26 protein-coding genes are annotated in these 26,120 nt (G+C 67.5%); 18 read left to right on the top strand and 8 right to left on the bottom strand.

Annotation, left to right across the window (positions count from 1 at the left end):
- Positions 1 to 56: 56 nt before the first annotated feature.
- From AL072_RS27125 to AL072_RS27090, 8 genes are all read left to right on the top strand, one after another.
- Positions 57 to 1,103, top strand: a complete 1,047-nt coding sequence (locus tag AL072_RS27125; protein WP_045585885.1) for an autoinducer 2 ABC transporter substrate-binding protein — start codon at positions 57 to 59, stop codon at positions 1,101 to 1,103.
- Between the two features lie 90 nt (positions 1,104 to 1,193).
- Complete coding sequence (locus AL072_RS27120) at positions 1,194 to 2,696, top strand: sugar ABC transporter ATP-binding protein (RefSeq protein ID WP_045585884.1); 1,503 nt, start codon at positions 1,194 to 1,196, stop codon at positions 2,694 to 2,696.
- An 11-nt stretch (positions 2,697 to 2,707) separates the two neighbouring features.
- On the top strand, positions 2,708 to 3,685 hold the full coding sequence (locus tag AL072_RS27115; protein WP_045585883.1) for an ABC transporter permease: 978 nt from the start codon (positions 2,708 to 2,710) through the stop codon (positions 3,683 to 3,685).
- An 11-nt stretch (positions 3,686 to 3,696) separates the two neighbouring features.
- On the top strand, positions 3,697 to 4,689 hold the full coding sequence (locus tag AL072_RS27110) for an ABC transporter permease (protein ID WP_045585882.1): 993 nt from the start codon (positions 3,697 to 3,699) through the stop codon (positions 4,687 to 4,689).
- 23 nt (positions 4,690 to 4,712) lie between these two features.
- Positions 4,713 to 5,798 (top strand): aldose 1-epimerase family protein, encoded by a 1,086-nt coding sequence (locus AL072_RS27105; protein WP_045585881.1) that lies wholly within the window; start codon positions 4,713 to 4,715, stop codon positions 5,796 to 5,798.
- A gap of 15 nt (positions 5,799 to 5,813) precedes the next feature.
- Positions 5,814 to 6,737 carry a ribokinase gene (gene rbsK / locus AL072_RS27100; RefSeq protein WP_045585880.1) on the top strand — a complete coding sequence of 308 codons (924 nt, stop codon included), beginning with the start codon at positions 5,814 to 5,816 and terminating at the stop codon, positions 6,735 to 6,737.
- Between the two features lie 24 nt (positions 6,738 to 6,761).
- Positions 6,762 to 8,411 (top strand): FGGY-family carbohydrate kinase, encoded by a 1,650-nt coding sequence (locus AL072_RS27095; RefSeq protein ID WP_045585879.1) that lies wholly within the window; start codon positions 6,762 to 6,764, stop codon positions 8,409 to 8,411.
- A gap of 217 nt (positions 8,412 to 8,628) precedes the next feature.
- Positions 8,629 to 8,823 carry a hypothetical protein gene (locus AL072_RS27090; protein ID WP_052710461.1) on the top strand — a complete coding sequence of 65 codons (195 nt, stop codon included), beginning with the start codon at positions 8,629 to 8,631 and terminating at the stop codon, positions 8,821 to 8,823.
- Positions 8,824 to 8,876: 53 nt separating this feature from the next.
- On the opposite strand, the gene folP is transcribed toward AL072_RS27090, so the two are convergent.
- A complete protein-coding gene (folP, locus tag AL072_RS27085) occupies positions 8,877 to 9,962 on the bottom strand; it encodes a dihydropteroate synthase (protein WP_045585878.1) in 1,086 nt (361 codons plus the stop codon).
- A gap of 146 nt (positions 9,963 to 10,108) precedes the next feature.
- On the opposite strand from folP, the gene AL072_RS27080 reads away from it, so the two are divergent.
- Positions 10,109 to 10,468 (top strand): hypothetical protein, encoded by a 360-nt coding sequence (locus AL072_RS27080; RefSeq protein ID WP_045585877.1) that lies wholly within the window; start codon positions 10,109 to 10,111, stop codon positions 10,466 to 10,468.
- Between the two features lie 18 nt (positions 10,469 to 10,486).
- On the opposite strand, the gene AL072_RS27075 is transcribed toward AL072_RS27080, so the two are convergent.
- Genes AL072_RS27075 through AL072_RS27050 form a run of 6 tightly spaced genes read right to left on the bottom strand, consistent with a single transcriptional unit; the run spans position 10,487 to position 16,021 of the window.
- On the bottom strand, positions 10,487 to 11,320 hold the full coding sequence (locus AL072_RS27075) for a quinoprotein dehydrogenase-associated SoxYZ-like carrier (protein ID WP_045585876.1): 834 nt from the start codon (positions 11,318 to 11,320) through the stop codon (positions 10,487 to 10,489).
- Positions 11,321 to 11,344: 24 nt separating this feature from the next.
- Positions 11,345 to 12,271 carry a quinoprotein relay system zinc metallohydrolase 2 gene (locus tag AL072_RS27070; protein WP_245637050.1) on the bottom strand — a complete coding sequence of 309 codons (927 nt, stop codon included), beginning with the start codon at positions 12,269 to 12,271 and terminating at the stop codon, positions 11,345 to 11,347.
- Complete coding sequence (locus AL072_RS27065; protein ID WP_045585875.1) at positions 12,240 to 13,121, bottom strand: triphosphoribosyl-dephospho-CoA synthase; 882 nt, start codon at positions 13,119 to 13,121, stop codon at positions 12,240 to 12,242. Before AL072_RS27065 ends, AL072_RS27070 begins: the two co-directional genes overlap by 32 nt.
- A gap of 5 nt (positions 13,122 to 13,126) precedes the next feature.
- Positions 13,127 to 14,089 (bottom strand): methenyltetrahydromethanopterin cyclohydrolase, encoded by a 963-nt coding sequence (gene mch, locus AL072_RS27060; protein ID WP_045585874.1) that lies wholly within the window; start codon positions 14,087 to 14,089, stop codon positions 13,127 to 13,129.
- A gap of 2 nt (positions 14,090 to 14,091) precedes the next feature.
- Positions 14,092 to 15,006: an NAD(P)-dependent methylenetetrahydromethanopterin dehydrogenase gene (locus AL072_RS27055; protein WP_045585873.1), complete on the bottom strand. Its 915-nt coding sequence runs from the start codon at positions 15,004 to 15,006 to the stop codon at positions 14,092 to 14,094.
- Between the two features lie 28 nt (positions 15,007 to 15,034).
- Positions 15,035 to 16,021: a beta-ribofuranosylaminobenzene 5'-phosphate synthase family protein gene (locus AL072_RS27050; protein WP_245637049.1), complete on the bottom strand. Its 987-nt coding sequence runs from the start codon at positions 16,019 to 16,021 to the stop codon at positions 15,035 to 15,037.
- A gap of 352 nt (positions 16,022 to 16,373) precedes the next feature.
- Here AL072_RS27050 and AL072_RS27045 point away from each other — a divergent pair, with 352 nt between their 5' ends.
- The 9 genes from AL072_RS27045 (at position 16,374) to pqqA (ending at position 25,099) form a co-directional block, all read left to right on the top strand.
- Positions 16,374 to 17,648 carry a molybdopterin-binding domain-containing protein gene (locus AL072_RS27045; RefSeq protein ID WP_045585871.1) on the top strand — a complete coding sequence of 425 codons (1,275 nt, stop codon included), beginning with the start codon at positions 16,374 to 16,376 and terminating at the stop codon, positions 17,646 to 17,648.
- On the top strand, positions 17,642 to 19,318 hold the full coding sequence (locus AL072_RS27040; RefSeq protein WP_045585870.1) for a formylmethanofuran dehydrogenase subunit A: 1,677 nt from the start codon (positions 17,642 to 17,644) through the stop codon (positions 19,316 to 19,318). Before AL072_RS27045 ends, AL072_RS27040 begins: the two co-directional genes overlap by 7 nt.
- Positions 19,318 to 20,244 carry a formylmethanofuran--tetrahydromethanopterin N-formyltransferase gene (gene fhcD, locus AL072_RS27035; RefSeq protein WP_245637048.1) on the top strand — a complete coding sequence of 309 codons (927 nt, stop codon included), beginning with the start codon at positions 19,318 to 19,320 and terminating at the stop codon, positions 20,242 to 20,244. The genes AL072_RS27040 and fhcD overlap by 1 nt, the downstream gene beginning before the upstream one ends.
- Positions 20,245 to 20,254: 10 nt before the next feature.
- Positions 20,255 to 21,010 (top strand): formylmethanofuran dehydrogenase subunit C, encoded by a 756-nt coding sequence (locus tag AL072_RS27030; protein WP_052710460.1) that lies wholly within the window; start codon positions 20,255 to 20,257, stop codon positions 21,008 to 21,010.
- 61 nt (positions 21,011 to 21,071) lie between these two features.
- A complete protein-coding gene (locus AL072_RS27025; protein ID WP_245637047.1) occupies positions 21,072 to 22,241 on the top strand; it encodes an ABC transporter substrate-binding protein in 1,170 nt (389 codons plus the stop codon).
- Between the two features lie 20 nt (positions 22,242 to 22,261).
- Positions 22,262 to 23,233 carry a PQQ-dependent catabolism-associated beta-propeller protein gene (locus tag AL072_RS27020; protein ID WP_045585868.1) on the top strand — a complete coding sequence of 324 codons (972 nt, stop codon included), beginning with the start codon at positions 22,262 to 22,264 and terminating at the stop codon, positions 23,231 to 23,233.
- Between the two features lie 110 nt (positions 23,234 to 23,343).
- On the top strand, positions 23,344 to 23,721 hold the full coding sequence (locus tag AL072_RS27015) for a hypothetical protein (RefSeq protein WP_045585867.1): 378 nt from the start codon (positions 23,344 to 23,346) through the stop codon (positions 23,719 to 23,721).
- Positions 23,722 to 24,059: 338 nt separating this feature from the next.
- Positions 24,060 to 24,587 (top strand): formaldehyde-activating enzyme, encoded by a 528-nt coding sequence (fae, locus tag AL072_RS27010; protein ID WP_281178706.1) that lies wholly within the window; start codon positions 24,060 to 24,062, stop codon positions 24,585 to 24,587.
- A 431-nt stretch (positions 24,588 to 25,018) separates the two neighbouring features.
- Complete coding sequence (gene pqqA, locus AL072_RS33825; protein WP_082109395.1) at positions 25,019 to 25,099, top strand: pyrroloquinoline quinone precursor peptide PqqA; 81 nt, start codon at positions 25,019 to 25,021, stop codon at positions 25,097 to 25,099.
- A gap of 161 nt (positions 25,100 to 25,260) precedes the next feature.
- Here pqqA and AL072_RS27005 read toward each other — a convergent pair whose 3' ends face one another.
- Complete coding sequence (locus tag AL072_RS27005; RefSeq protein ID WP_045585866.1) at positions 25,261 to 26,109, bottom strand: RibD family protein; 849 nt, start codon at positions 26,107 to 26,109, stop codon at positions 25,261 to 25,263.
- Positions 26,110 to 26,120: the final 11 nt, after the last annotated feature.

The raw sequence follows: 26,120 nt of genomic DNA, 5'->3' as shown, positions 1-26,120 counted from the left end.
GGCTGCCCGACAGCCGCCGCGCGGCGCTCATCGCCTGCCATGGGAGTCACGCCAATATGAAGAAGTTGCTGTCCTCGCTCATCGTTGCCGCATCGCTGGCCGCAGGGCCGGCGATGGCCGCCGATCCGGTTCCGACCCCGGATGCCGTCAAGACGCTGAAGTCCGATGCCACCAAGAAGAAATACACCATTGCCACCGTGGTGAAGGTGGACGGCATCGCCTGGTTCGACCGCATGCGCGACGGCGTGAAGCAGTTCGCTTCCGACACAGGACACGACACCTGGATGGTCGGCCCGAGCCAGGCCGACGCGGCGGCACAGGTCCAGCTGGTCGAAAACCTGATCGCCCAGGGCGTGGATGCCATCGCCATCGTCCCCTTCTCGGTCGAGGCGGTGGAACCGGTGCTGAAGAAGGCGCGCGACCGCGGCATCGTGGTGATCGCGCATGAGGCATCGAACATCCAGAATGCCGACTATGTCCTGGAGGCCTTCGACAACTTCGCCTACGGCGCCAAGCTGATGGAAGTGCTGGGCAAGGCGATGGGCGGCGAGGGCAAGTATGTCTGCACCGTCGGCAGCCTGACGTCGAAGTCGCAGAACGAGTGGATCGACGGCGCCATCGCCTACCAGAAGCAGAACTTCCCCAAGATGCAGATGGTGACGAACCGTCTGGAGACCTATGACGACGCCAACACCGACTACAACAAGCTGAAGGAAGTCCTGACCACCTATCCCGACCTGAAGGGGATCGTCGGCGGCCCGATGCCGACCTCGGCCGGAGCCGGCCGTCTGGTGGCGGAGCGCGGGCTGAAGAACAAGCTGTACTTCTCCGGTACCGGTCTCGTCTCGGTGGCCGGACAGTATCTGGCCCAGGGCGACATCCAGTACATCCAGTTCTGGGATCCGGCGGTCGCCGGCTATGCCATGAACATGATGGCGGTGATGGCGCTGGACGGGAAGAAGGACCAGATCAAGGCCGGCCTGAATCTGGGCCTGCCCGGCTACACCGCCCTGACGACGCCGCAGGGGGCCAAGGCCAATCTGCTGTACGGCCAGGGCTGGGTCGGGGTCACCAAGGAAAACATGAACGCCTACGATTTCTGACGCCGGTCCGGCGGGTGCGGGCGGTCCGGCGACGGCGCCCGCATCCGCCGCGGTGACCTCATCCTGTCCTCAAACCGCCGGGCGGAAGACATGTCGGACGGTTTCATCGAACTCCGCGGCATCCGGAAGGAGTTTTCCGGTGTCGTCGCGCTGGACGCCATGTCCCTCGTCATCAAGCCGGGCGAAATCCATTGCCTGGCAGGCGAGAACGGGTCCGGCAAATCCACCGTCATCAAGATCATGTCCGGCGTCTACCAGCCGGACGGCGGTGAAATCCTGATCGATGGCAAGCCGGCGGGCGGGATGACCCCGATCGGCGCCATCGCCCACGGCATCCAGGTCATCTACCAGGATTTCTCCCTGTTCGGGAACCTGACGGTCGCCGAGAATCTGGCGATGAACGTGCATCTGCGCGAGAAGCGGCGCCTGATGAACTGGGGCCGCACCCGCGCCATCGCCCGCGAGGCGGTCGCCCGGCTGGGCGTTGATCTCGACCTCGACGCCGAGGTCGGGTCGTTGCCGACCGCCGGCAAGCAGCTGGTCGCCATCGCCCGTGCGCTGATGTCCGATGCCCGCCTGATCATCATGGACGAGCCGACCACGGCGCTGACCCGCAAGGAGGTCGAGACGCTGTTCCGCATCGTCCGCGACATCCAGTCCCGCGGCATCGCCATCCTGTTCGTCAGCCACAAGATGCGCGAGATGCTGGAGATCAGCGAGCGCATCACCGTCATCCGCAACGGCCGCAAGGTGGCGGAGGGGCCGACCGCCGATTTCGACGAGGCGTCGATCACCCGCCACATGACCGGCAGCGACATCCTCAGCGAACCCTATTCGTGGACGCCGCCGGCCGGCACCCCGCCGCCGCCCCGCCTGGACGTCCGCGGCCTCACGGTGCCCGGCAAATGCGAAAGCCTCGACCTGATCATCCGGCCCGGCGAGATCGTCGGCCTGTCGGGACTGCTGGGTTCCGGCCGCACCGATCTTGCGCTCGCCCTGTTCGGCATGACCCCGCAGTATCAGGGGGAAATCCTGGTCGACGGCGCGCCGGTGCGGCTGCGCACGACCCAGGACGCCATCGCCGCCGGCATCGCCTATGTGCCGGAAGACCGGCTGACCGAAGGGCTGTTCCTGCCGCAGAGCATCAAGCGCAACATGCTGGCCACCTCCTATGAACGGCTGGCGCCAAAGCTGGTGATCGACCGCGAAAAGGCGGAGGAGCTGACGCAGGGCATGATCCGCGCCATGCAGATCGCCACGCCGACGGCCGAGAAACCGGTGATCCAGCTGTCGGGCGGCAACCAGCAGCGTGTCGTCCTGGCCCGCTGGCTGCTGACCGATGCCCGCGTGCTGATCCTCAACGGCCCGACGGTCGGCGTCGATGTCGGATCCAAGGCCGAGATCCACGCCAAGATCCGGGAGCTGGCGCAGCACCACGGCCTCGCCGTCCTGATGATCTCCGACGATGTCCTGGAACTGGTGCAGAACTGCAACCGCATCGTGCTGATGCACCGCGGACGCTTCGTCGAGGATCTGCCCGGCGCCGACGCCACCGAAGAGTCGGTCAGCGACCGGCTCAAGACGTTTACCTAGGGGAGGAACCGATGGCCCTGCTCCGCCGGTCGGAAACGGTCATCGCGGGCATCCTTTTGCTCGCCATGGTCCTCATCGGCACGATCAACCCTGCCTTCTGGCAGCTCGACAACCTGTTCAGCCTGATGCGCAGCAACGTCATCATCGGCATCATGGCGATGGGCGTCCTGCTGGTGCTGATTTCGGGCGGCATCGACGTGTCCTTCCCGGCCTTCGCCGTCGCCGCCATGTATCTGACGATCAAGGGCATGCTGGCGCTGGGATACAACGGCGTCGTCCTGCCGCTGCTGGCCGCCACGATCATGGGGCTGCTGTTCGGCGCCGTGAACGGCTTCTTCGTCTACAAGTTCCGCATGATTCCGCTGATCGTGACGCTCGGCACCAGCGCCATGGTGCGCGGCTTCCTGCTGGGTGTCGTCGGCACCAGCATGATCAACATCAACAAGATGCCGACCGCGCTGATCGACTTCGCCCGCACCGACGTGGTGAGCGTGACCAAGGCCGACGGCACCACCTATGGCCTGACGGCAATGGTGCTGATCTATGCCGGCCTGGCGCTCGCCATGCACCTGGTGCTGCGCCACACCATGATCGGCCGCAGCGCCTACGCGCTGGGCGGCGATCCGGAGGCGGCACGCCGTGCCGGCTTCGACCTGCGCAAGACCATCTTCTTCGTCTATTGCGTCGCCGGTGCGCTGGCCGGCTTCGCCGGGTTGCTGCACAGCGGCATGATCTGGCTGGCCAACCCGCGCGACTTCGTCGGGCTGGAACTGGACGTGATCGCCGCGGTGGTGCTGGGCGGGGCGTCGATCTTCGGCGGGCGGGGCAGCGTGCTCGGCACCATGCTCGGCGTCTTCATGCTGGTGATGGTCAAGAACAGCCTGATCATCATGAAGGTCGACACCACCTGGCAGCTCGTCGCCGTGGGCACGATCGTCATCGTCGCGACCGCCCTGTCGGCCTGGCGCGACCGTCGCCGGACGGCGTGAGGAGGCGGACCATGAAGGCACAAATGAACATCCGCAATCTGGTCAACCGCGACAACAACATCGTCCAGCTGCTGGTCATGACGGTGCTGATCTTCGCCGTGATGACGGCGCTCAGCCCCGACAAGTTCCTGCGCTATTACAACTTCGAATCCATCACCTACATCTTTCCGGAATTGGGACTGCTTTCCATCGCGATGATGATCGCCATGCTGACCGGCGGCATCGACCTGTCGGTGGTGGGGGTCGCCAACCTGTCGGGCATCCTGGCCGGCGTGCTGTTCCACAAGCTGGCGGGCGCCGCCGGCATCGCCGATGCCGGCATGCTGACGGTGCTGCTGGGGGCCGTAGTCGCGCTCGGCACCGGGCTGGTGGCGGGAGCCGCCAACGGGCTGCTGATAACCCGGCTGGGCATCACGCCGATCCTGGCGACGCTCGGCACCGGACAGGTCTTCACCGGGCTCGCCATCGTGCTGACCGGCGGGCCGGCCATCGTCGGCTTTCCCACCGCCTGGGCCTTCCTCGGCAACGGCAAGATCCTGGGACTGGCGACACCCTTCGTGCTGTTCGCCGTGATCGCCGCCCTGATCGCCTTCCTGCTGACCCGCACCGCGCTGGGCATCAACCTGATGCTGATCGGCACCAACCCGAAGGCGGCGCTGTTCGCCGGGCTGAAGCGGGAACGGATGGTGCTGTACAGCTACATGCTGACCGGCGTGCTGGCATCCGTCGCCGGTATCATCCTGTCGGGGCGGACCAATGCGGCGAAGTCGGACTATGGCAACTCCTATCTGTTGCAGGCGGTGCTGATCGCCGTGCTGGGCGGCACCAACCCGGCCGGCGGCAAGGGGACCGTGCTGGGCATCACCATCGCCGTGGTGGCGCTGATGCTGCTGTCCAGCGGCTTCCAGATCCTGCGTTTCTCCAACCATCTGATCGACTTCATCTGGGGCGCGTTCCTGCTGCTGGTCATCGTGATCAACGCCTACAAGAACCGCACCCGCTAGCCCGAGTGTCGGGGAGACATCCGATGAGCGTTCGAACCGCGATCCATTTCCGCAAGAGCTTCTTCGGCGAGGCCGAACGCCCCATCGCCGAGGCGCACGGCATGACGGCCAGCCTGTTCCGCTACGACAGCGGGATCGAAGCGGTCCGGCTGTCCAACCGCCGCGGGCATCTGGTGGTCCTGCCTTATTACGGCCAGATGGTTTGGGATGCCGTGTTCGACGGCGTCGACCTGACGATGACGAACATGTTCGACATGCCGCGCCATGCCACCGAGATCGTCGGCACCTATGGCTGCTTCGCCTTCCATTCCGGGCTGCTGCGCAACGGCTGCCCCGGTCCGCAGGACAGCCACCCGCTGCATGGCGAGATGCCCTGCACGCCGATGGATGCCGCCGGGCTGGAGGTCGGGGAGGATGACGAAGGCCCCTACATGGCGGTGACGGGCCTGCGCGAGTATGTGATGGGCTTCGGTGCCCATTACGCCGCCCGCCCGCGCGTGGTGCTGCGCCCCGGCTCCGCCCTGTTCGACATCCGGATGGAGGTGGAGAACCTGTCGGGCGCGGCCATGGACCTGATGTACATGTGCCACGTCAATTTCGCCTTCGCCGAGGGTGCGCGCATCGTCCAGCCAGCCCCCTTCACGCCGGAGGCGACGGCGGTGCGCACTGTGGTCCCGGCGCATGTGCCGCGCAGTCCGGCCTATGACGCGCTGCTGGAGACCCTCGCCCGCGATCCTTCGGTCATGGAGGTTCTCCACGAACCGCAACGCTACGACCCGGAGCAGGTCTTCTACATCCGCGGCCTGCGCACCGACGAGGATGGCGGCACCGCGGTAATGATGCGACGGCGCGAAGGCGATGCCTTCCACATCGCCTACAGCACGCGGGAGTTCCCGAGGACGGTCCGCTGGGTGCTGGTCAACAGCGACCAGAGGGTTTGCGCCTTCGCCCTGCCCTCCACCTGCGAGCCGGAGGGTTACGGTGCGGAAAGCGCGAAGGGCAATGTCCAGAAACTGGCGGGTGGCGAGACACGGCACTTCTCGGTGCGGCTGGGCTATCTGACCACCGACGAGGCCGAAGCCGAGGAATGCGCCATCCGGGCGCTGTGATAGGAGATACCGAAGATGGGCAAGATCGCCGTGGTCGGCAGCAACATGGTCGACCTGATCACCTACACCGCCCGCATGCCCGGCCCCGGCGAGACCATCGAGGCGCCGCGCTTCGAGATGGGCTGCGGCGGCAAGGGCGCCAACCAGGCCATCGCCGCCGCCCGGCTGGGGGCCGAGGTGATGATGGTCACCAAGGTCGGCGACGACATCTTCGCCGACAACACCATCCGCAATTTCGAGGCGTCGGGCATCGACACCCGCCATGTCGAGCGGGTGCCCGGCACCTCCAGCGGCGTCGCCCCGATCTTCGTCGAGCCGTCGGGCGAGAACAGCATCCTGATCATCAAGGGCGCCAACGCCCTGCTGTCCCCCGCCGACGTCGACCGCGCCGCCGAGGATCTGAAAAGCTGCGACCTGATCGTCATGCAGTTGGAAGTCCCGCTGGAGACGATCTACCACACCATCTGGTTCGGCGCCCGCCACGGCATCGAAACCCTGCTGAACCCGGCCCCCGCCCCTGCCGACCTCGATCCCGGGCGGATCGCGCAGGTGACCTTCCTGGTGCCGAACCAGACGGAACTGGCGACCATCTCCGGCTTGGCCGTGACGTCGGAGGCGGAGGCCGAGACGGCGGCCCGCTCGCTGATCGCGCGCGGCATCCGCACGGTGATCGTCACGCTGGGCGCCCGCGGCGCGCTCCTGGTGACGAAGGGGGAGGAGACGCGGCGCATCGATCCGGTGCGGGTCACGCCGGTCGACACCACCGGGGCCGGCGACGCCTTCATCGGCAGCTTCGCCCGCTATTATGTCGAGAACCGCGACCTCGACGCCGCCCTCCATATGGCGGTGCGCTATGCCGCCGACAGCATCACCCGACCGGGAACCCAGAAATCCTACGCCACCCGCGAGGCGTTCGAAGCCTTCTGCGCCACCCACTGACCGTTTCCCTGGAGAGGGCATGCCATGACGCGCGCTGTGATCGGAGTGGATGTTGGAACAGGCAGCGCCCGCGCCGGCATCTTCGGTCTTGATGGGCGCCGGCTGGCCACCGCCTCCCAGCATATCCGGACATGGCGCCCCGACCCGGAATGGGCGGAGCAATCCTCCGACGACATCTGGACCGCGGTTTGCGCCGCGGTGCGCGAAGCCTTGGAAGGCTGTGCCGCAAGGCCGGACATCGTCGGCATCGGCTTCGACGCCACCTGTTCGCTGGTGGTGCTCGACGCGGCAGGCCGGCCGGTGACGGTCAGCCCGGACGGCGACGACGCCCGCAACATCATCGTCTGGATGGACCACAGGGCGCTCGACCAGACCGGACGGATCAATGCCGGCGGGCATGAGGTGCTGCGCTATGTCGGCGGGCGGCTGTCTCCGGAGATGCAGACGCCGAAGCTCTTGTGGCTGAAGGAGAACCTACCTGCGAGCTGGGGCCGTGCCGCCCATTTCTTCGACCTGCCGGATTTCCTGACCTGGCGGGCGACCGGGGCGACGCGGCGGTCGCTCTGCTCGTTGGTGTGCAAATGGACCTATCTGGGCCATGAGGGGCGGTGGGACGACGGCTATCTCCGTGCCATCGGCTTGGGTGATCTGGTGGAGGAAGGGCACGCCCGTATCGGCACCGACGTCGGCAGCGTCGGCAGCGCCATTGCCGGCGGCCTGACCGACGATGCGGCGCGCGAACTCGGCCTGCCCCCGGGCATCGCGGTCGGAACCTCGCTGATCGACGCCCATGCCGGCGGGATCGGCGTCATCGGCGTGCCGCTGGCCGCCAGCGGTCCCGTGGACTTCAATCGCCGGCTCGCCCTGATCGGCGGCACGTCGAGTTGCCACATGGTGATGACGGAAGGATCGCCGCGCTTCATCCCCGGTGTCTGGGGCCCCTACCATTCGGCGATGCTTCCGGGGCTGTGGTTGAACGAAGGCGGGCAATCGGCGACCGGCGCACTCATCGACCACGTCATCAATGGCCATCCACGCCGAGCCGATCTTGACGCCGAAGCCCGGCACAGGGAAACGACCGTCTACCAGCTGCTCAACGAGGAGTTGGCGGCGTTCGCCGCGCGCAGCGGCGGACCGGTGGCCGAACTGACCCGCGACCTGCATGTGCTGCCCTATTTCCACGGCAACCGCTCGCCGCGGGCCGACGCCACGTTGCGCGGTGGCGTCAGTGGTCTGCGCCTGTCGGACAGCGTGGAGGATCTGGCGCGGCTCTATCTGGCGACGGTGCAGGCCATCGCCTATGGCACCCGCCACATCGTCGCAACGATGAACCACACCGGCTATCGGATCGACAGCATCTTCGCTTGCGGCGGCGGCACGAAGAATCCAGTGTTTCTGGAGGCGCATGCCGACGCCACCGGCTGCACCCTGATCCTGCCCGAGGAGCCGGAAGCGGTTCTGCTCGGTTCCGCCATCCTGGGAGCGGTCGCGGCGGGCGCCTTCCCCGACATCCCCGCCGGTATGGCCGGCATGAGCCGTGCCGGCCATACCTTGGAGCCGGTCGCCGGTCGGCTGCGCGCCTATCACGACGCCAAATATCAGGTGTTCCTGAGGATGTACGAGGACCAGATGGCCTACCGAAAACTGATGGAGCCGGCCCTGGCCGCCGGTTGACGCCGGCCACTCCGCAACAAAGGGGTACCCCTGAGTCCTTATTTCATCGCGCCTTTACGCCGATCCCCGATGTTCGTTCCAACGTGGCCGCCACAGGGCAAATATCTTGACTCGGGCGCTCTGTTTGTGTGCAGTGCAACATGACGCTTTGAGCATGCACCCTGGCCGCTATCATCGGCTGGAACCCATCAAACACTCCTGACGGCGTGGAGATGTCATGATCGAACTCATCTTCGTGGTCTGCCTCGTCTCCCAACCCGACCGCTGCTCCGTCGAACGTCCGTCGTTCCAGGAGCCGTTCGTCAACGTGATAGCCTGCTCGCGCACCGGCGTGTTCCGGGCGGCCGAATGGGCCGAGCAGCACCCGAAATACACGGTCCGCCGCTGGAAATGCGAGCCGCGCCAAGTCTGAGCCGAATGGGCTGATCCGAGCGGATTACCCCAGGGCTGCGGCGGACCGGACGCTCAGCGCATCCGCAGGGTTTCCCAGACGTCGCGCGCCTGCGCCGTTTCCCGCACGTCGTGGACGCGCAGGACTTGAACCCCTTGTTCGAAGGCGGACAGCGCGGCGGCGAGCGAGCCGGGCAGCCGGTCGCCCGGCTCCGTCTGGTCAGACCATCGCCGGACCAGCCCCTTGCGTGAGAAGCCGGCAAGCACGCCGCAGCCCAGCCCGTGCAGCAGCGACAAGGCCCGGGCGACGGCGGCGCCATGCTCCATCCTTTTGGCGAAGCCGATCCCCGGATCGACCAGGATACGGCTCCGGTCGAGCCCGCCGTCGACGCAGAGTTGCAAGCGCTCCGCCAGTTCGTCGAAGACATCGAGCGCCGGGTCGCCGTAGACCGGCGCTCGATTCATGGTCGCCGGTTCTCCCCGCATGTGCATCAGGACGACGGCGACGCCGGCATCTCGGCCCATCGCCTCCCGGACCACGGGCAAGGCCCGCGGATCGTGGCCGAGACCGGAAACGTCGTTGACCAGCCGTGCTCCTGCGGCCAGCGCCGCCGCCATCACCGCCGCGCTGCGGGTGTCGATCGACACGACGATGCCTTGCCCCGCCAACCGTGCGATCACCGGAACGACGCGGGCGATCTGCGCCTCCGGCGCAACGGCCATCGCACCGGGGCGGGTCGATTCCGCACCGATATCGACGATGTCGGCCCCTGCCCTCGCCAACTCCATCCCATGCGCGACCGCCCGGTCCGCATCCAGATACCGCCCGCCATCGGAGAAGCTGTCCGGAGTGAGGTTGACGATGCCCATCAGGCGCGGCCTGTCCAGGGAAAACCCCAGAATCGGCCGCCGCTCCGCCGTCAGCCGATCCAGCCACAGGCGGCAGGAGGGCTGCACCCTGTCCGGCAGCCGAACGGCCCACCCATCGAGATCCGCAAGTGACAGCACCCTGCGCTCCACTGCGCTCTCCGCGCGCAGCACCGCCTCGCAACGGTCGAAGCACAGCCAGCCACCTGCCAGCCGACGGGCACCGGGCAATGCCTGTTCCGGCGCGGTCAGCCCCAGCGGACGCAGATAGAGCCGGCAGGCCTCGTCATCCATCACACCCTCCGAAGGACGCCTTCACCCACTCGGAATGGACGAGTTCAATCAGCGCCCTTGATTGTTATATAGGGAAGCTGTTGCAGACAGGCGGAAGTGGTCTTTCGGACTGCGATCCGCGGAAAATGACGGGAGGAGTCCGGAAAATGCCTGTTCGCATCGTGCGTCTCTTCGCAGCGGCCGGGCTGGCCGCGATCGGGCTTTCGACGGTTCCCGCCGCCGCCGGTCCGGTGAACGACTATCCCACCGCGGCGCGGGCCGATTACGTGATCGGCTGCATGGCGGCCAACGGGCAGTCGCACATCGTCATGGAGAAATGCTCCTGCAGCATCGACGCCATCGCCGACCGCATCACCTACGACGACTACACCGCCATCGAGACCGTGAAGGTGATGGCCGAGTTGCCGGGCGAACGGGCCGGGATATTCCGCAGTGCCGGATGGGCCAAGGATCTGATGGATCGGTTCCGCCAAGCCCAGGTCGCCGCCGACCGGCAGTGTTTCTGAGATCCCGTACGTCTGCGCTTACAGGGCGGGGCCATCCTTTGCCTGCTCCGGCGTCTCCGGAACGCTCCGGGTGAAAGTGGCGCCTTTGGTGTCGCGGGCGACCACCTCCAGGCTCTCGCCCTCCATTGGCATGAAGCTGAAGCGGAGGTTCGGATCCTCGCTGATCGAGATGTCGGTGTCCGCCTCCAGGACCGGCCGGCCGCCGGAACGGATGACGATCGATTCGATGTAATGGGCCGGGATATAGGTGCGGCTCACCTGATCGAACTGAAGCCCGCTGTTGTTGGGGTGGCCTATCATCACCTGTGCGGAAGCCGGGCTGCCGGCGGTCACGGTGTCCGCCAGCTTGACCTTGATGCGGCCGAGACGTGCCATTGCCTCCTGCGGATCCTTGAGCGCCGGGGCGGAGCAGCCGCCTGCCGCCTTGACGAAGACATGCGCCATCAACAGCCGACCGTCCTCCGTCTCGCCGATGGCGCGGACAGTCGTGTACTCGTTGACACGCAGGCGGGTTTCGATGGAACTGCCGGCGCTGGCCGGACCGAAGCGGAAAATGGCCGCCAGCGGCACCGGGTTCTTGTCGACCAGCAGAGACAGCGTCTTCAGGCGAAGGGACGGGGCGACCTCGACCTTCACCGGCACCAGGGCGGCGTCATGGGCGCGGGTCGGGGCATCGATCCGCATCCGGTCGCCGGCCTCCTCGACCGCCCGATCCTTGAAATACATATCGTGCAGCAGATCCCAGCGCGCAGCATCGTCCGCCGTCCCGGTGACGGCAAAAGCGGGTGTGGACAGGATCGTCAGAAGCCCTGCCAGCCATATCGCCAGCCATATCGATGGATATCGGGCCATCGCATCCTCCCTGGATTTGCGCCGCTATTCCCATTCCAATTCGGCGAAGGTCGCCGTGACGTTGCGCGGGTTGTATGCATCGAACAACAGCCAGAGGCTCCGTTCGTCCGCCGCAACGGACGCCACGGCGTCCCGAATGCCGCCACCAGCCTTCAGCACCTGCCGGACCCCGTCCACCAGCGCGGTCAGATACTGCCGTTCTGCGGCCAGTGCGTCCGGCCACGCGACCACCAAAGGCCCGTGGCCGGGAACCGCGCGTGCCGCCGGCACGCGGGACAGCGCATCCAGCACTCGCAACCAGCCCACCGCGTTGCCGTCCACCACCGGAATATGGTCGACAAACAGCAGATCGCCGGTGAACAGCGTCCCGGTCTGCGGATCGAAGACCGTCAGGTCGTTGTTGGTATGGGCCGTCGGATGGGCAGCCAGCACGAGCGTACGCCCGCCAAGATCGATCTGCAATTCGCCCGTGACCGGCCGCTCCACCCGCAGCGGCAGGATCCCGGCCGCGGCCTGCGCGCCGAGCTCGTCGGCGAGCCGCCGCCCATAAATCTCCTGACGGGCGGCCGCCGCATCCTGAAGATTGGCGTGGCCGGCGACCGGAACTCCGGCGAAGGCGGCATTTCCGAACACATGGTCGGGATGCATGTGGGTGTTGATGACGATGACCGGCGGCTTGTCGGTCCGCGCCGCGATGGCGTCGCGAAGCCGATGCCCCAGTTCCGGCGTGCCGCCGGTGTCGATGACCGCCACGCCGCTTTCGCCGACGATGAACCCCATGTTGGCGGTATCGCCGCGGTTGTCCGGTGCCGGTTCGGCGACGGCGCCGCGGTGGACGAAGACGCCGGGTGCGATCTCCGTCACCGTCAGCGGTTCGGCCGATGCGGGCACGGCCGCCACGACGAGGCACAACGCCACATCAAGGAGCAGGACGGCCATCATGCCGTTCATCCTTTGCTTCCAGCTCTCCACTCCCATCCCCCTCTAGCCCATGGGCGAAAAGGCTGGCAACGGTCAGGTCAGCCGAGGTGCCGGGGTTGATGCCTTGCCATTTCAGCCGCGCGTCGAAGACGAACAGATGCTCCCGGCGGACGGCGGCGGACGGTGCCGCCTCCACCCGCCGCCGCACCTCGCGCGCTTCCGCCAGCAATGCCGCCGCGACGGCCTCGCCCTGCTTGCGGCGGACATGGCTGTCGGGGAAGGCGGTCAGGAACTCCAGATAGACGGCCTCGGCCATCGACAGCGACCCGCCACCGGTCATCACCCGCGCACAGGCGACGCCGATGCCGAACACGTCAGGATAGCCGTCCGCATATTGCAGCGCGATGCGGTCGCGCGACCGCGCCGCCGCCATCGCGGTCCGCAAATCCACCGTGGCGGGGCCGTCGACATCATGTTCCGCGGCGCGGCCGAGCCCGCCGGGCGCCGCCAGACGGATCGCCGCATAGGTCGCCTCGGCATCGCACACCGTCAGTTCCTCCAGCACGGCGCACACGCGATCAGGCAACGGCCACGATGCGGGCAACTCGGCCGCCCGTGCCAGCGGGGCGGCCAGCAGCAGGATGCCGAGATTTGTATTGCATCCCACCGCTACCCGTGTCGCCCGCACCGCCCCGAATACGCGCTCGCCGACCGGCGCACCGGCACGCGCGATCTCCGGCGCCGCGACATCCGCCGACGCGAGAAAATCCGCCACCGTCATGCCATGGCCCGCCGCATGCACATGGACGTTGCCGGGCTTCAGCGCCATCATCTCCGCCCGGCAGGCCGCAACGAACAGTCCGGCGACGTCGGGCACCATTCCCCTCACCCGCCGAACGACCGGTCGAGCATGGCAGGGGCGAGTTGCCCACCGTGAAAGCTGCGGCCGGTGTCGAGCGCCGTCACCACGACACGCGCCGGCGCGAACAGCAGCGGGTCGATGGCATAGAAATCCTTGTTCACCGCGGCGAACACCTCGGCGAAGGGGCGTCCATAGTCGCGCGAACCCGTGCTGGGAAGGCGGTGCGCCAGATCGGCGGCGGCATCTTCCGGACCGGCGACGAACAGCTGGACGATGCCGCCGAACAGGATGGCGTCGTTGGTCCGCCCCATCGCCGCGACGAATCCCTTGCCGGGCGGCGGCAGAGGCGCGCTGCCGATGCCGTCGACCACGCGATCCAGCGGGAAACCCAGCGCATGCACCTTGTGCATCGCGACCTCGAGACAGCGGGCGACGATCTGCACCGTGCCGGCAAGGCTTTCCGTCGGCGTCAGCACCAGCGTCAGTCGTTCCGCCGCCACCCCGCAGTCCCCGGCGATCCGTTCGACCAGCGGAGCCGGCGGAACGGTCCCGCTTTCCAGGACCAGGACGGCATGATCGCCGGTGTCGCCATAGCCCAGCTCGTCGAACAGCGTCTCCTTGCGTGCCATCGCACGTCCGGGACCGGAGCCGAGCGCGAAGAAGGATCCGGCATCGTCCTGATGCGACAGGCTCCAGCCGGCATACTGGCTGCCGAGACAGGCGAGCACCGGATCGGCGCTGTGCATCGCGACCAGGAAGGGCCAGCGCTCCGCCTGCGCATCGGCCTGGAGCGTGACGCGGCCCAGCCCGCCCATGCACAGCTCGGCGATGCGGCGTCCCGCCTCCAGCCCGCCCGGATGGGCGATGCCGGCATCGACGATGGTCGCGCCGGCCACCCGGTCGATACCGAGCCGCAATCGGACCGCATCCGCCACCAGGGCCGCGGCAAGCGGGGCGGCGAGAGCGGACAAGCTCGGACGCTGCATGATTATGCCTTTCCCGCGATGGTGCGCGCCGCATCCATGGCGTCCCGGAAATCGAAGGCGACCGCGGTCCCGCCGCTCCGCATGCGCTCCAGCAGCTGGTGCTGGACCTTGAACTTGACATTGCCGATGGCGAGCGCGCCGATGCCGACCGCCTGATTCCCCGCTCCAGGCGCAGCGGGCAAGGCGACGCCATCATCCTGCACACCCACCCCTTCGACGCCTGCCGGCGGGACCGCGTTGATGTCGGCCGCCACCCGCAGGCGACCGGCCGCGTGCAGGTCCTCGGCGGACAGCACCCTGACGCCGGCCTTGCCGCAGGCCAACACGACGTCCGCCCGCTCCAGCAGTGCGGCCTTGCCGGCGGCCGACGTGTCGGCGCAGTCGAGTTGCACGGCGTAGCGTCGTCCGAATTCCTCCGCCTTGCCCTGCACCGCCGACACGCCGCGGTGGCTGACCAGGGTGACCTTGCCGCCGGCCTGCGCCGCGATCAGTCCGGCGATGCCGCCGACCACCCCGGTCGCGCCATAGACCTGGACGTCGAGGCCGGTGAGGCCGGCCACTCCCGCACGCTGCAATGCCCGTTCCACCACCGCGACCATCGCGGCGGCGGTCGTGAAGGCGCCCGACGGGTCGGCGAAGACCGAGATCTGGAAAGGCGAGAACATCGCCTTGCGCGCCGCGTCGAGCATGTCCAGCGCCATGGCGGCATCGCGCCCGCCGATGAACAGGCCGGTGCGCACGGCATTCTTCGGATCGCGGGAGAACATGGCGTCCTGGGTCAGGGCTTCGACCTGAGCGGTCCCGATCCCGGTATAGGGGATGACCGTGTCGATACCGGCATCGACCGCCATGTTGACGTCGAACGGGCTGACATTCGCCAGCGGTGTGATCATGTGCAGCACATAGGGCGCGCTCATGTTTGCCTCTCTCCCATCGTTCTCCCGTTCATCCGCCGACCGCCCGTCTGACCGCAGGTGCATGCCCGGACTCGGCGGCGATGTTCTCGATGCTCGCGCCGACATTCCGTCCGCAGCAGACCAGCACCTCCAGCGGGGTTCCGGCCCAGCGCTCGCGCATCCTTGCGGCCAGCCGCTCCGCCCGTTCGGACTCGCCGACGATGGCGAAGCAGGTGGGGCCCCAGGAGCTTTGCCCGACGCCGGGAATCCCCTGCGCCTCAAGCCAGCCCAACACCTCTGCCACCATCGGGCTGGTGAAGCGGCCGCCCTGGGCCGGAGCGAAATGGTCGCCGACCGTGCGCTGCAACTCGCCGATGGCCTGACCGAAGCGCTCGACGTCGCGTTCGGCCAGCGCCGGCAGGGCGACCATCAGCATCAGCCGGCAGAGATGCGCGGCGGCGGCGGGTGGAAAGGGCGGCAGGCGCCGGAAGGCTTCGACCTCCGGCACACCATGCAGCCCGTGCCCGCCGCGATGGAGCAGGAGCAGGATGCGCCAGTCCTCGGGAAACTCCGCCCGCGCGATCACCGGAGGCGCTGCATCCAGCCCGCCCCGGCCACCGTCCAGCAACACCCCGCCCTGTTCGAAGGCCGCAAGCCCGATGCCGGACCGCGCGCCACGTTCCAGCACCCTCGCCAGGTCGCGGGCAGCGGTGCGCCGTCCTTCCAGACAGACCAGCGCCGTCGCGACGGCAAGGTCGGTCTGCGTGCCGGATCCCAGCCCGACATGGGCGGGGATCGCCTCCTCCACCATCACGGCGACGGCGTCGGAAAGGCCTGCTTCGCGGCTGAGGCGCTCGACGCTGCGGCGGACGCGGTCGGCGGACGGGCCGGTGACTGCCAGCCGGGCAGCCGGGCGGACCCGCAGGACGATGGCCGGGCGGTCGATGGCGATGCCGAGGCTGCCGAAACGGCGCCCCAATCCGCCATTGAGATCGACGAAGCCGGCATGCAGGCGCGCGGGGGCCTGGATTCTCACCTCTCCTATCCGATTGCGCTGATCGCTCATCTGCATTCCCTTTGCGCGGCCCAGGACACAATGTTAGCGTTGCAAACAAAATTGTCCGTAGCGCGAACGAGTATCTACGCGTATTAGCCCGAACGGGGTGCGGCATTTCGGAAGGAAACTGGCCATGAACGGATCGCTCGGCATGTCCGGGGCCGATGACGCGCAGCCATTTTACGAACCATGCCTGGCACGGCGTTTGTCCGGAGGCCGGCGAAGACGACCATACACTTGAATTTCCCCGCACTGGCTGCCGCCCATTGCACGGCCGGCCTTCCAGTGACTTTCCGCACCGGTGAAATCCAGCTCAGGTGATTGGGGCGCCATGGCTTTCCACCCCGATACCCTCTGTCCATTCTGCGGGCTGGGGTGCGGCGATATCGGGATCGAGCAGGACGATTCCGGGATCGCGCCCCGCCCCAGCGGCTGCCCGCAGGCGGACCGGCTGTTCCGCCGGTCGACGGCGGTGCAGACGGCCCCCCGCATCGGCGGAACAGCCGTTCCCATGACGCAGGCCGTGGCCGAGGCCGCCCGGTTGCTGGGCGACAGCCGCGCCCCGCTGATCGCCGGGCTGGCGACCGATGTGGACGGCGTGCTCGCCGCCCTGACGCTGGCCGGACGCATCGGGGCCACGGTGGACCATGAACACTCCGACGCCCTGTTCCGCAATCTGGCGGTGCTCCGTCGCCTCGGCTGGTCGGTGACGACACTGGCCGAACTGCGCAACCGCTGTGACCTCGTGCTGGTCGTCGGACCGGATCCGGCCGCCGCCTTCCCCCGCCTGTGGGAGCGGTGGGTGGTGCCCGAGCCGGCCTTCCCCGGCGGCACCGGCCGCAGCGTGCTGTTCCTGGGAGGCGATCCGTTGCCGGAAACGGCGCAGTGCCTCGGCGGCCGGATCGAAAAGGTTGGGATGGCGGACGGTCCGCAACCGGACCTCGCCAGCTTGGTTACGGGGTTGCGTGCCGCGCTGGCCGGTCATGGAGCCACCGGCCCGATGGCTGACTTGGCGGCCCGGCTTCGCGCCGCCCGCTATGCCGTGGTGGTCTGGGCGGCCGGGCTGTTCGCGGGACCGCAGCCCGACCTGATCGTCGAGGGGCTGGTCCGCCTGATCCGCAAGGTGGACGGCACGACGCGCTGCGCCGGTCTCCCTCTGTCGGGAGCCGACAATCTGGTCGGCGCCAACCAGGCCTGCACATGGCGCACCGGCTTTCCCCTGCGTACCGGCTTCGACAGGGGAATGCCGCTGCATGACCCCGACCGCTTCGACTGGCGCGAGCGCGCCCGCGACGCGGACGTCATCCTGTGGATTTCCGCCTTCCGTCCGGAGATGCCGGAGATCGCCGCCATGGCCGGCACCGGGACCGCCGTCATAGCACTGGCCCCCCCCGAAACCGCCTTCACGGCGGAGCCCGCCCTTTTCATTCCGGTGGGAACGCCGGGCATCGATCATGCCGGCGACGTGTTCCGCGCCGACAGCGTGGTCGCGCTCCGGACCGGGGTGCTGGTCGTCCGCGGCCTGCCGAGCGTCGCCGCTGTCCTGCGGCAGATCGCGACGGCACTTGAAGACACGTCCATGTCCACGGAGCCCGCCCGATGCTGACGAAGCTGTCCGGCGGGCGCGTGTTCGACCCGGCCAACGGCCGGCACGGCGAAATCGCCGACCTCTGGCTGCGCGACGAGCGCATAGCCCCGGACCCCGGCCCCGGTGCCACACCCGACACCGTGCACGATCTGTCCGGCAAGCTGGTGATGGCCGGTGCCATCGACATCCACAGCCACATCGCCGGCGGCAAGGTCAACCTCGCCCGCCTGCTGATGGGCGAGGAGCATGACCACCACCGCTTCGCCGCCGGAAGCTGCGGCGGAGGCGGCTGCGGCGGGGGCAGCGGCATCGCCACCCCTTCCACCCACACGACCGGCGCCCGCTACATCGAGATGGGCTTCACCGCCGCCTTCGAGCCGGCGATGCTGGGATCCAACGCCCGGCATGCCCATCTGGAGATGGCCGACATCCCCTACATCGACACCGGCGGCTATCTGGTCCTGGGCAACGACGATTTCCTGCTGGACCTGATCGCCACCAATGCCGGGCAGGCCGCGGTCAACGATTATGTCGCCTGGATGTTGACGGCGACCCAGAGCCTCGCGGTCAAGGTGGTCAATCCCGGCGGCATCAACGCCTTCAAGTTCAACGCCCGCCAGCTCGACCTGGACGAGGCCGGACCGCATTACGGCGTCACGCCCCGCACCGTCCTGACCGTGCTGGCCCGTGCGGTGTACGAGCTGGGACTGCCCCACCCGCTGCATGTCCATGGCTGCAACCTGGGCGTTCCCGGCAACGTGGCGACGACGCTCGACACCATCCAGGCGGCATCCGGCCTGCCGCTGCACATGACGCATATCCAGTTCCACAGCTACGACACGGTGGGCGACCGCAAATTCTCATCGGGCGCGGTGGCGTTGGCCGAGGCGATCAACCGGACGCCAACGCTGTCGGTGGACATCGGACAGGTGATGTTCGGCCAGACGGTGACCGCATCGGCCGACACCATGGCGCAGCGCCACACCGCCCCGCTGGCGCATCCGCGCAAATGGCTGGCGATGGACATCGAATGCGATGCCGGCTGCGGCGTGGTGCCCTTCCGCTACCGCGACAAATCCTATGTCAACGCGCTGCAATGGGCGATCGGGCTGGAGCTGTTCCTGCTGCTCGACGATCCCTGGCGGGTGTTCCTGACGACCGACCACCCGAACGGCGCCCCCTTCACCTTCTATCCGGAGCTGATCCGGCTGCTGATGGACCGCGACTACCGGCTGGAGAAGCTCGCGGAGATCCACCCAGACGCGCCGGCCAACACCACGCTGGGGTCGATCGCCCGCGAATATACGCTGGGCGAGATCGCCGTCATGACCCGCGCGGCTCCGGCCCGCATCCTCGGCCTTGCCGACCGTGGCCATCTCGGGCCGGGCGCCTCGGCCGACGTCACCGTCTACACCGACCGGCCCGACCGCCGGGCCATGTTCGAACGGCCGGATCTGGTCTTCAAGAGCGGGCGGCTGGTGGTGCGGGACGGGACGCTGGTGGCGATGGCGCAGGGCCGGACCCATGTCGTCCGGCCCGGCTACGACGATCTGATCGAGCGCCGCATCGCCCGCCACTTCGACGAGAGGCTGGGCCTGCCGATAAAGCATTTCCGCATCCGCGACGAGGAGATCCGGCATGGCGCCGGCCCCCTCCTCCACCCCTGCCGGCGTCGGGAGGTGCAGTGATGGCGGATATCCCGACCGACAGGATGCGGATCAACGGCGTGCGCATCGAGGACACCTTCGCCGAAGCCTTCCCGATGAGCTACACCCGGCTGGTGGTGACCGCCGACACCCCCCTATGGGTCGATGCCGCGACCGCCAGCCTGACCGGCTTCGCCACCTCCGTCATCGGCTGCGGCTGCGAGGCGGCTGTCGAACGGCTGCTGACGCCCGACGAAACGCCGGACGGCCGGCATGGTGCCGCGGTGATGGTCTTCGGCATGTCGACCGCCGATCTGGCCAAGCATGTCGTCGCCCGCGTCGGGCAATGCGTCATGACCTCGCCGGGCTCGGCCTGCTACGCCGGCCTGCTCGACGGGGCCAAGCGAATCCCGCTCGGCAACGGCCTTCGCTATTTCGGCGATGGCCATCAGATCTCCAAGCGCTTCGGCACCCGTCGATTCTGGCGGATCCCGGTGATGGACGGGGAATTCGTCTGCGAGGACAGCGTCGCCGTGGCGAAGGGCATCGGCGGCGGCAATTTCCTGATCCTTGCCGCCAGCCATCGCCAGTGCCTCGCCGCGGCGGAGGCGGCTGTCGGGGCGATCCGGCCCCTGCCGGGCATCATCCTGCCCTTTCCCGGCGGGGTGGTGCGGTCCGGCTCCAAGGTCGGATCGAAGTACCGTGGGCTGGTCGCCTCCACCAACACCTATTTCTGCCCGACCCTGCGGGCCGTCGAACCCCGGACGCTGCTGTCCGACGATGTCGAGGCGGTGTTGGAACTGGTGCTCGACGGGACCGACGAGGCGGCCATCCGCGCCGGCATGCGGGCCGGCATCGCCGCCGCCACGGCCGGCGGGGCGGCGGCCGGCGTGCTGGCGATCACCGCCGGAAATTATGGTGGCAAGCTCGGCCCGCATCACTTCCACCTGCATGAGGTGATGGCATGAGGGTGATGTCATGACCGGCCTGACCCTGACCTTCCGCGGCGATGCCGGACTGCCGGTGGACATGTCCGCCGTGCTGCCCGACCGCTTGGCCGAGCTTCCGGCAGATGCCGTCGCGCGGCTGTCGCTGCCCTGCCGCGGTGGGGCGGCTCCCTTGGGCGACCTCTTCGATATGTCGGCGGGCGATGCGACGGACGGTCTGCTGATCCGGCCGGGCGGCGCCATCCTGCACCGGGTCGGCGTCGGCATGGCATCGGGACGACTGCTCGTCGAAGGCGATGTCGCCGCCCATGCCGGCGCCGGGATGGGCGGCGGGCTGCTGCGCATAACCGGAAACGCCGGGGAGGCGCTGGGCGGCGCCCTGCCCGGCCGGCCGCAGGGAATGCGGGGCGGGCTGATCAGCGTCGGCGGAAACACCGGCGACCGCGTGGGCGAACGGATGCGGCGGGGGATCGTCGTCGTCGACGGACAGGCCGGCGCCCATGCCGCAGCCTTCATGGTTGCCGGCACGCTTGCCATCGGCGGAGGTTGCGGCCTGCATCCGGGATTCGGCATGCGGCGCGGCACGCTGCTGCTGGGCCGGCCGAAGGCCGCGCCCCCGGAGGGCTTTGCCGACGGCGGCACGCGCGACTGGCTGTTCCTGCACCTCCTGCGGCGTGCGCTGGAGGGGACCGGCAGCTGGTTCGAGAGCGCGGGCACGACCCGCGCCCATCGTTTCATCGGCGATCTTGCGGAAGGAGGGCATGGTGAGATTCTGGCGATTGTCTGATCGGAGATCGAACTTATCGCATGCCGGCAGGTGGCTTGCGGCGGCGGTCCTGTCGGCTGCGATGCTCGCGCCGGCAACGGCGTCCACCGCCGTCGCCCAGGATGGCGGCGCACAGGCGGTTGTGATCGGCTATCTTGCGCGCCACGAGGACCCGCGCACGCCCGCGAGCTTCCTCGAACCGGTAGCGACCGACGAGGGGCTCCAGGGTGCCCGGCTGGCCCTGGCGGATAACACCACCACCGGCATGTTCCTGAACCAGAGCTACCGGCTGGTCGAGCAGGTCCTGCCCGCGGACGGCGACATCGGCGCCGGGCTGAAGGCGCTGGCCGACGAGGGGGTGCGCTTCGTCGTCGCCGATCTGCCGGCCGACGCGCTGCTGAGCGCCGCCGACCGGCCGGAAGCCCGCTCCATGCTGCTGTTCAACGCCCGCGCACCGGACGACGCACTGCGCAACGAGCAGTGCCGGCCCAATATCCTGCACACCGCCGCCAGCCGGCGCATGCTGGCCGACGCGCTGGCTCAATATCTCGCCTGGAAGAAATGGACCGGCTGGAGCCTGCTGATCGGCCGCAATCCCGGCGACGCGCTCTATGCCGAGGCCATCCGCCGTGCCGCCAAGCGCTTCGGCGGCCGGATCGTCGCGGAAACGACCTGGACCTTCGACACCGGCAACCGGCGCACCGACACCGGCATCACCACCATCCAATCCGACATTCCGCTCGCCACCCAGGGGCCGGATTACGAGGTGCTGATCGTCGCCGACGAGATCGGCGATTTCGGCGATTACCTCGACGGACGCACCTGGCGTCCCCGCCCGGTGGCCGGCACCCAGGGGCTGACCGCAACCGGCTGGTCGCGGGTCAACGAGCAATGGGGCGGCACCCAGTTGCAGAGCCGGTTCGAGAAGCTGGCCGGCCGCTGGATGACGGCGCGCGACTATGCCGCGTGGCTTGCGGTGCGCAGCGTCGGCGAGGCGGCGGCCCGCACCGGCGGCACCGGCTTCGACGATCTCGCCGCCTATCTGCGCAGCCCGGACTTCGAGTTGGCCGGATTCAAGGGCGAAGCCCTGTCCTTCCGGGCATGGGACGGCCAGATGCGCCAGCCCATCCTGATCGCCGGCCCCCGCATGCTGGTCTCGGTGTCGCCGCAGGAGGGCTTCCTGCATCCCGTGACCCCCCTCGACACGCTCGGCGACGATGCGCCGGAAACCAAATGCCGTCCCAACCGGTAACAAAAAAGGTGGAGCGCCCCATGCATCTGCTTCGTTATGCCATCCTGATCCTCGCCGCACCGGCCCTGATGGCCGAGCCGGCGGCGTCCGAAACCATCTTCGTCTCCAACGAGAAGGACAACCAGATCGCCGTCGTGGATGGCGACAGCCTGCAGATCACCAACAAGATCAAGGTCGGGCGCCGGCCCCGCGGTATCACGCTGAGCGCCGACGGAACACAGCTCTACGTGTGCGTCGGCGACGATAACCGCGTCGACGTCGTGGACATCGCCAGCGGCAAGGTGGTCCATGCGCTGCCGTCCGGCCCCGATCCGGAACTGTTCGTCCTCTCGCCCGACGGCACCAGGCTCTACGTCGCCAATGAGGACGACAACATGGTGACGATCATCGACATCCCGAGCCGCAAGGCGATCGGCAACATCCAGGTCGGCGTCGAACCGGAAGGGATGGGCATCAGTCCCGACGGCAAGACCCTGGTCAACACGTCGGAAACCACCAACATGGCGCATTTCATCGACACCGAGAAGCGTGCCGTCGTCGGCAACGTGCTGGTCGACAGCCGGCCGCGCGTCGCCCGCTTCACCGACGACGGCAAGCAGGTCTGGGTGTCCAGCGAGATCGGCGGCACGGTGAGCGTCATCGACGCGGCGACGCGCAAGATGATCAAGAAGATCCGCTTCGAGGTCACCGGCGTCCGGCGCGAGGCCATCCAGGCGGTGGGCATCCAGATGACCCGCGACGGAACGCGCGCCTTCGTGGCACTGGGCCCGGCCAACCGCATCGCCGAGATCGACATCGCGAGCCTCGAAGTGAAGCGCTATTTCCTGGTCGGCCAGCGTGTCTGGAACCTCGCCTTCTCGCCCGACGAGAAGCGGCTCTACACCACCAACGGCATCAGCAACGACCTGTCGGTCATCGACCTGGAACGCAACAAGGTGATCAAGAGCATCCCGGTCGGCGGCGCCCCGTGGGGCGTCGTGGTCAAGCAGTGACGCAAGAAGGGGAGAGGGAACCGGCAAGCCGGACCGCCGGTTGACGGAAGTGACCGGGCCGGCGCGCCGGCGACCGCCGACGGCAGCCCGGTCGCCAGGGAGGCCACATCATGAAGACGAAACACATCCTCGCCATCGGAATCGCCGGCGGAATCGCCGCCATGGCTGCCGCGACCCTGCCGGCTTCGGCCCAATCCACCACGGGCAATTCCGGTACGAGTTCGCCCAACAGCACCAGCACCCAGAACGCTCCGGCCGCGACCAGCGGACAATTGCCCCCCGACTCCCTGCCTGGAAAGCGTCAGGGCGCCATCGGCGGCACCCCGGTGCCCCAGGGCAGTTCCGGTTCGTCCACCGACGGAACCGCGACTCCGACAGGGCAACTGCCCGATAGCTCGTTGCAGCAGCAGCGGCAGGGCACCATCGGTGGGAAACCGGTCACCCAGGGCGGTTCGAGTGGATCGTCCGATAAGCAGGGTCAGCAGTAACGCCGCTTTACCTTCGTCCTGCGACGCAACCGCAGCCGCCGTCCTGAACAGAGATTGCCCGAATATGGTGTGATCCTGACCGATCGGCCATGCCGTCCCGGCCTGTATTCGCGCAGAGGAAAGGCGGCGGCTGCGATTTCAAGTTACTCCGAACCCCTTTTGCGAGTTTGTTGCGCCAACAAACTAACTGGCATAATGCCTGCCGTGACCGATGCCGGGCCGCGGTTGTCCAGATCACTGCTTTCTCTGGATCGACATGGACGGCACGACCGCAAGGACCACGGCGGTCACCCTGCGGCGGTCCTCCACTGATTTCAAAGATATGGGAGAATACGGCGATGGGCATGTGGCAGGGGTCATCCCCGAAGATCAATCGCGTGCTGGTGGGCGAATCACTCGTCGGCGACGGAAACGAGGTGGCCCACATCGATCTGATCATGGGGCCTCGCGGAAGTGCGGCGGAAACCGCCTTCTGCACTGCACTGACCAACAACAAGGACGGCTTCACCAGTCTGCTGGCGGTCATCGCCCCCAACCTGCAATGCAAGCCGTCAACCATCCTGTTCAACAAGGTCACGATCAAGGGTGCCGAACAGGCGGTGCAGATGTTCGGTCCTGCCCAGCATGGCGTCGCCAAGGCCGTCGCCGACTGCGTCGCCGAGGGCACCATCCCGCAGGACGAGATCGACAACATCTTCATCTGCGTCGGCGTCTTCATCCATTGGGAGGCCAAGGACAACGCCAAGATCCAGGACTATAACTATCGCGCCACCAAGGAAGCCATCGAACGCGCGGTGTCCGGCTATCCTACCGCCAAGGATCTGATGAACCAGAAGGACATTGCCAAGCATCCGTTCGCTGCATGACCGGACGGGTGGCGCCTCTTCGCCGGCCCCATGACCGGACAGGGGCGTCACCGCCTTCGCTCCCAGCCGTCTCACGAGGCCATGCGGGACATTGGAAAGGATGAAATACCTTCCGCTCCCTCAGCCATCTCCCAACCCTTCTTCCTGGAGCAACAATTTCGGGCAACGCATCGTCACTCGGATCGATTTTAAAATAAAATATTCGATGATTATGTAATCTCTCAAATCAATACCCAATGGGTTGAATTATTCTAATTCAAATCGACAACCGGTCCGCAAATAATTTTGCAACGCACAAAGAACTAGCCATAATTCTCACTTCCCTATCCATTCGGGTGATGGCTGCGTCGGAGCATCGCGGGTAGAGTTTCCTAACGGGCCGCCCTGGCGATGATGCCTGACCGCCCAGTTCAACGGAGGAGGACACGGACATGAAAAGCTGGCGCAAGCCGACGATCGTCGAAATTCCGGTCGGAACTGAAATCAATGCCTATGCATGTGCGGGTTTGTGACCGGCGCGGCAGCAGCCGCACTGTGAAACATCGTGCCGCTTGCCATGTTTGACGGCGGCACCTGACGGCGGCTTCCCGCGGCGGGATCAAAACCGCACGGGACGCCGCCGCTGCCTGTGCTGTTCCGTGCGACCGGCCGGAGCCGATCGAATGCACTGGATTCAAAGCTCAGGCCCATGTGCCCATGGCTCGAAATGGGCGAAGAATTGGCCGGTGCCGTCCAGCGTGCCGGAATCGTAGTGCAACGCGCCCAGCCGCAGCCTGCCCGCCTTCCCCAGTTCGGAGCCGGCAAGCATGCTGTGGAAGCTCTCCCCACCAAGTAGCCGGTGCGCAGTGGTGAGGTACAGCCGCGACAGCCGGCCATCGCGCAGCATGGTGTCGAGCATGCGAGGTCCGGCAAGCAGATAGAGGCTGCGCAGCCCCCGCATGTCCAATTCCCGCAAGAGCGCTGCCCCCTCCACCGACTGCCCGGCACCGGCGATCAGAACCTCGTAACCGGCAGCGCGCCAATGCGCGACCCGCTCGGGAGGGGCGGCGGCGCCGGTGGCGATGAAAACGCGCTGTCCATGACGCGCCAGCGAGTCCGGCATCGGAAATTCCAGGCTGGCACTGGCGACCACCACGACCGGTTGGGGCGGCAGACCATTGTCCGCCCGCCAGCGCGCGAGCCCGTTTGCGGCCTTCTGCATGCCGACTTGCAGCACATCGTCCAGGCGCCCCGCCGCAAGGTCGCGCAGATAGCCGCCATGGGTGATCAGGCAATCCGCCTGTGCCTGGAGTTCGAGGAACAGGCGGAAGTCGGTGTCGCTGACCAGTCCGGCCGGCAAGCGGCTCTCCCCGGTGGCGGGATCGCGCAGCGCGATGCGACCATCCAGGCTGCTGACGAAACTGGCATAGACGAAGGGACTGGCTTCGCTCCCCAACTCATGCAGGCGATGGGAGAGATAGGCCCCGGCGACCGCAACCTCTTCCGGCTGCCCGGGAAACAGCCGGAGCATGCGCGCGGTCATTGCAGCCCCGG

Source organism: Azospirillum thiophilum (assembly GCF_001305595.1).
Lineage (GTDB): Bacteria > Pseudomonadota > Alphaproteobacteria > Azospirillales > Azospirillaceae > Azospirillum > Azospirillum thiophilum.
This window is presented reverse-complemented; position numbering and strand designations above follow the sequence as displayed.

What these genes read in the sequence shown, in the direction of transcription:
- AL072_RS27125 (WP_045585885.1), top strand. Translation starts at nt 57, where the DNA reads ATGAAGAAGTTGCTGTCCTCGCTCATCGTTGCCGCATCGCTGGCCGCA.
- mch (WP_045585874.1), bottom strand. Translation starts at nt 14,089, where the DNA reads ATGCAGCGTCCGAGCTTGTCCGCTCTCGCCGCCCCGCTTGCCGCGGCC.
- AL072_RS27025 (WP_245637047.1), top strand. Translation starts at nt 21,072, where the DNA reads ATGCTCGCGCCGGCAACGGCGTCCACCGCCGTCGCCCAGGATGGCGGC.
- AL072_RS27005 (WP_045585866.1), bottom strand. Translation starts at nt 26,109, where the DNA reads ATGACCGCGCGCATGCTCCGGCTGTTTCCCGGGCAGCCGGAAGAGGTT.
- AL072_RS27015 (WP_045585867.1), top strand. Translation starts at nt 23,344, where the DNA reads ATGAAGACGAAACACATCCTCGCCATCGGAATCGCCGGCGGAATCGCC.
- fae (WP_281178706.1), top strand. Translation starts at nt 24,060, where the DNA reads ATGGGCATGTGGCAGGGGTCATCCCCGAAGATCAATCGCGTGCTGGTG.
- AL072_RS27045 (WP_045585871.1), top strand. Translation starts at nt 16,374, where the DNA reads ATGGCTTTCCACCCCGATACCCTCTGTCCATTCTGCGGGCTGGGGTGC.
- AL072_RS27110 (WP_045585882.1), top strand. Translation starts at nt 3,697, where the DNA reads ATGAAGGCACAAATGAACATCCGCAATCTGGTCAACCGCGACAACAAC.
- AL072_RS27115 (WP_045585883.1), top strand. Translation starts at nt 2,708, where the DNA reads ATGGCCCTGCTCCGCCGGTCGGAAACGGTCATCGCGGGCATCCTTTTG.
- AL072_RS27105 (WP_045585881.1), top strand. Translation starts at nt 4,713, where the DNA reads ATGAGCGTTCGAACCGCGATCCATTTCCGCAAGAGCTTCTTCGGCGAG.
- AL072_RS27080 (WP_045585877.1), top strand. Translation starts at nt 10,109, where the DNA reads ATGCCTGTTCGCATCGTGCGTCTCTTCGCAGCGGCCGGGCTGGCCGCG.
- AL072_RS27065 (WP_045585875.1), bottom strand. Translation starts at nt 13,121, where the DNA reads ATGGTGCCCGACGTCGCCGGACTGTTCGTTGCGGCCTGCCGGGCGGAG.
- AL072_RS27090 (WP_052710461.1), top strand. Translation starts at nt 8,629, where the DNA reads ATGATCGAACTCATCTTCGTGGTCTGCCTCGTCTCCCAACCCGACCGC.
- AL072_RS27055 (WP_045585873.1), bottom strand. Translation starts at nt 15,006, where the DNA reads ATGAGCGCGCCCTATGTGCTGCACATGATCACACCGCTGGCGAATGTC.
- AL072_RS27120 (WP_045585884.1), top strand. Translation starts at nt 1,194, where the DNA reads ATGTCGGACGGTTTCATCGAACTCCGCGGCATCCGGAAGGAGTTTTCC.
- AL072_RS27040 (WP_045585870.1), top strand. Translation starts at nt 17,642, where the DNA reads ATGCTGACGAAGCTGTCCGGCGGGCGCGTGTTCGACCCGGCCAACGGC.
- folP (WP_045585878.1), bottom strand. Translation starts at nt 9,962, where the DNA reads ATGGATGACGAGGCCTGCCGGCTCTATCTGCGTCCGCTGGGGCTGACC.
- fhcD (WP_245637048.1), top strand. Translation starts at nt 19,318, where the DNA reads ATGGCGGATATCCCGACCGACAGGATGCGGATCAACGGCGTGCGCATC.
- rbsK (WP_045585880.1), top strand. Translation starts at nt 5,814, where the DNA reads ATGGGCAAGATCGCCGTGGTCGGCAGCAACATGGTCGACCTGATCACC.
- AL072_RS27020 (WP_045585868.1), top strand. Translation starts at nt 22,262, where the DNA reads ATGCATCTGCTTCGTTATGCCATCCTGATCCTCGCCGCACCGGCCCTG.
- AL072_RS27075 (WP_045585876.1), bottom strand. Translation starts at nt 11,320, where the DNA reads ATGGCCCGATATCCATCGATATGGCTGGCGATATGGCTGGCAGGGCTT.
- AL072_RS27030 (WP_052710460.1), top strand. Translation starts at nt 20,255, where the DNA reads ATGACCGGCCTGACCCTGACCTTCCGCGGCGATGCCGGACTGCCGGTG.
- AL072_RS27095 (WP_045585879.1), top strand. Translation starts at nt 6,762, where the DNA reads ATGACGCGCGCTGTGATCGGAGTGGATGTTGGAACAGGCAGCGCCCGC.
- pqqA (WP_082109395.1), top strand. Translation starts at nt 25,019, where the DNA reads ATGAAAAGCTGGCGCAAGCCGACGATCGTCGAAATTCCGGTCGGAACT.
- AL072_RS27070 (WP_245637050.1), bottom strand. Translation starts at nt 12,271, where the DNA reads ATGAACGGCATGATGGCCGTCCTGCTCCTTGATGTGGCGTTGTGCCTC.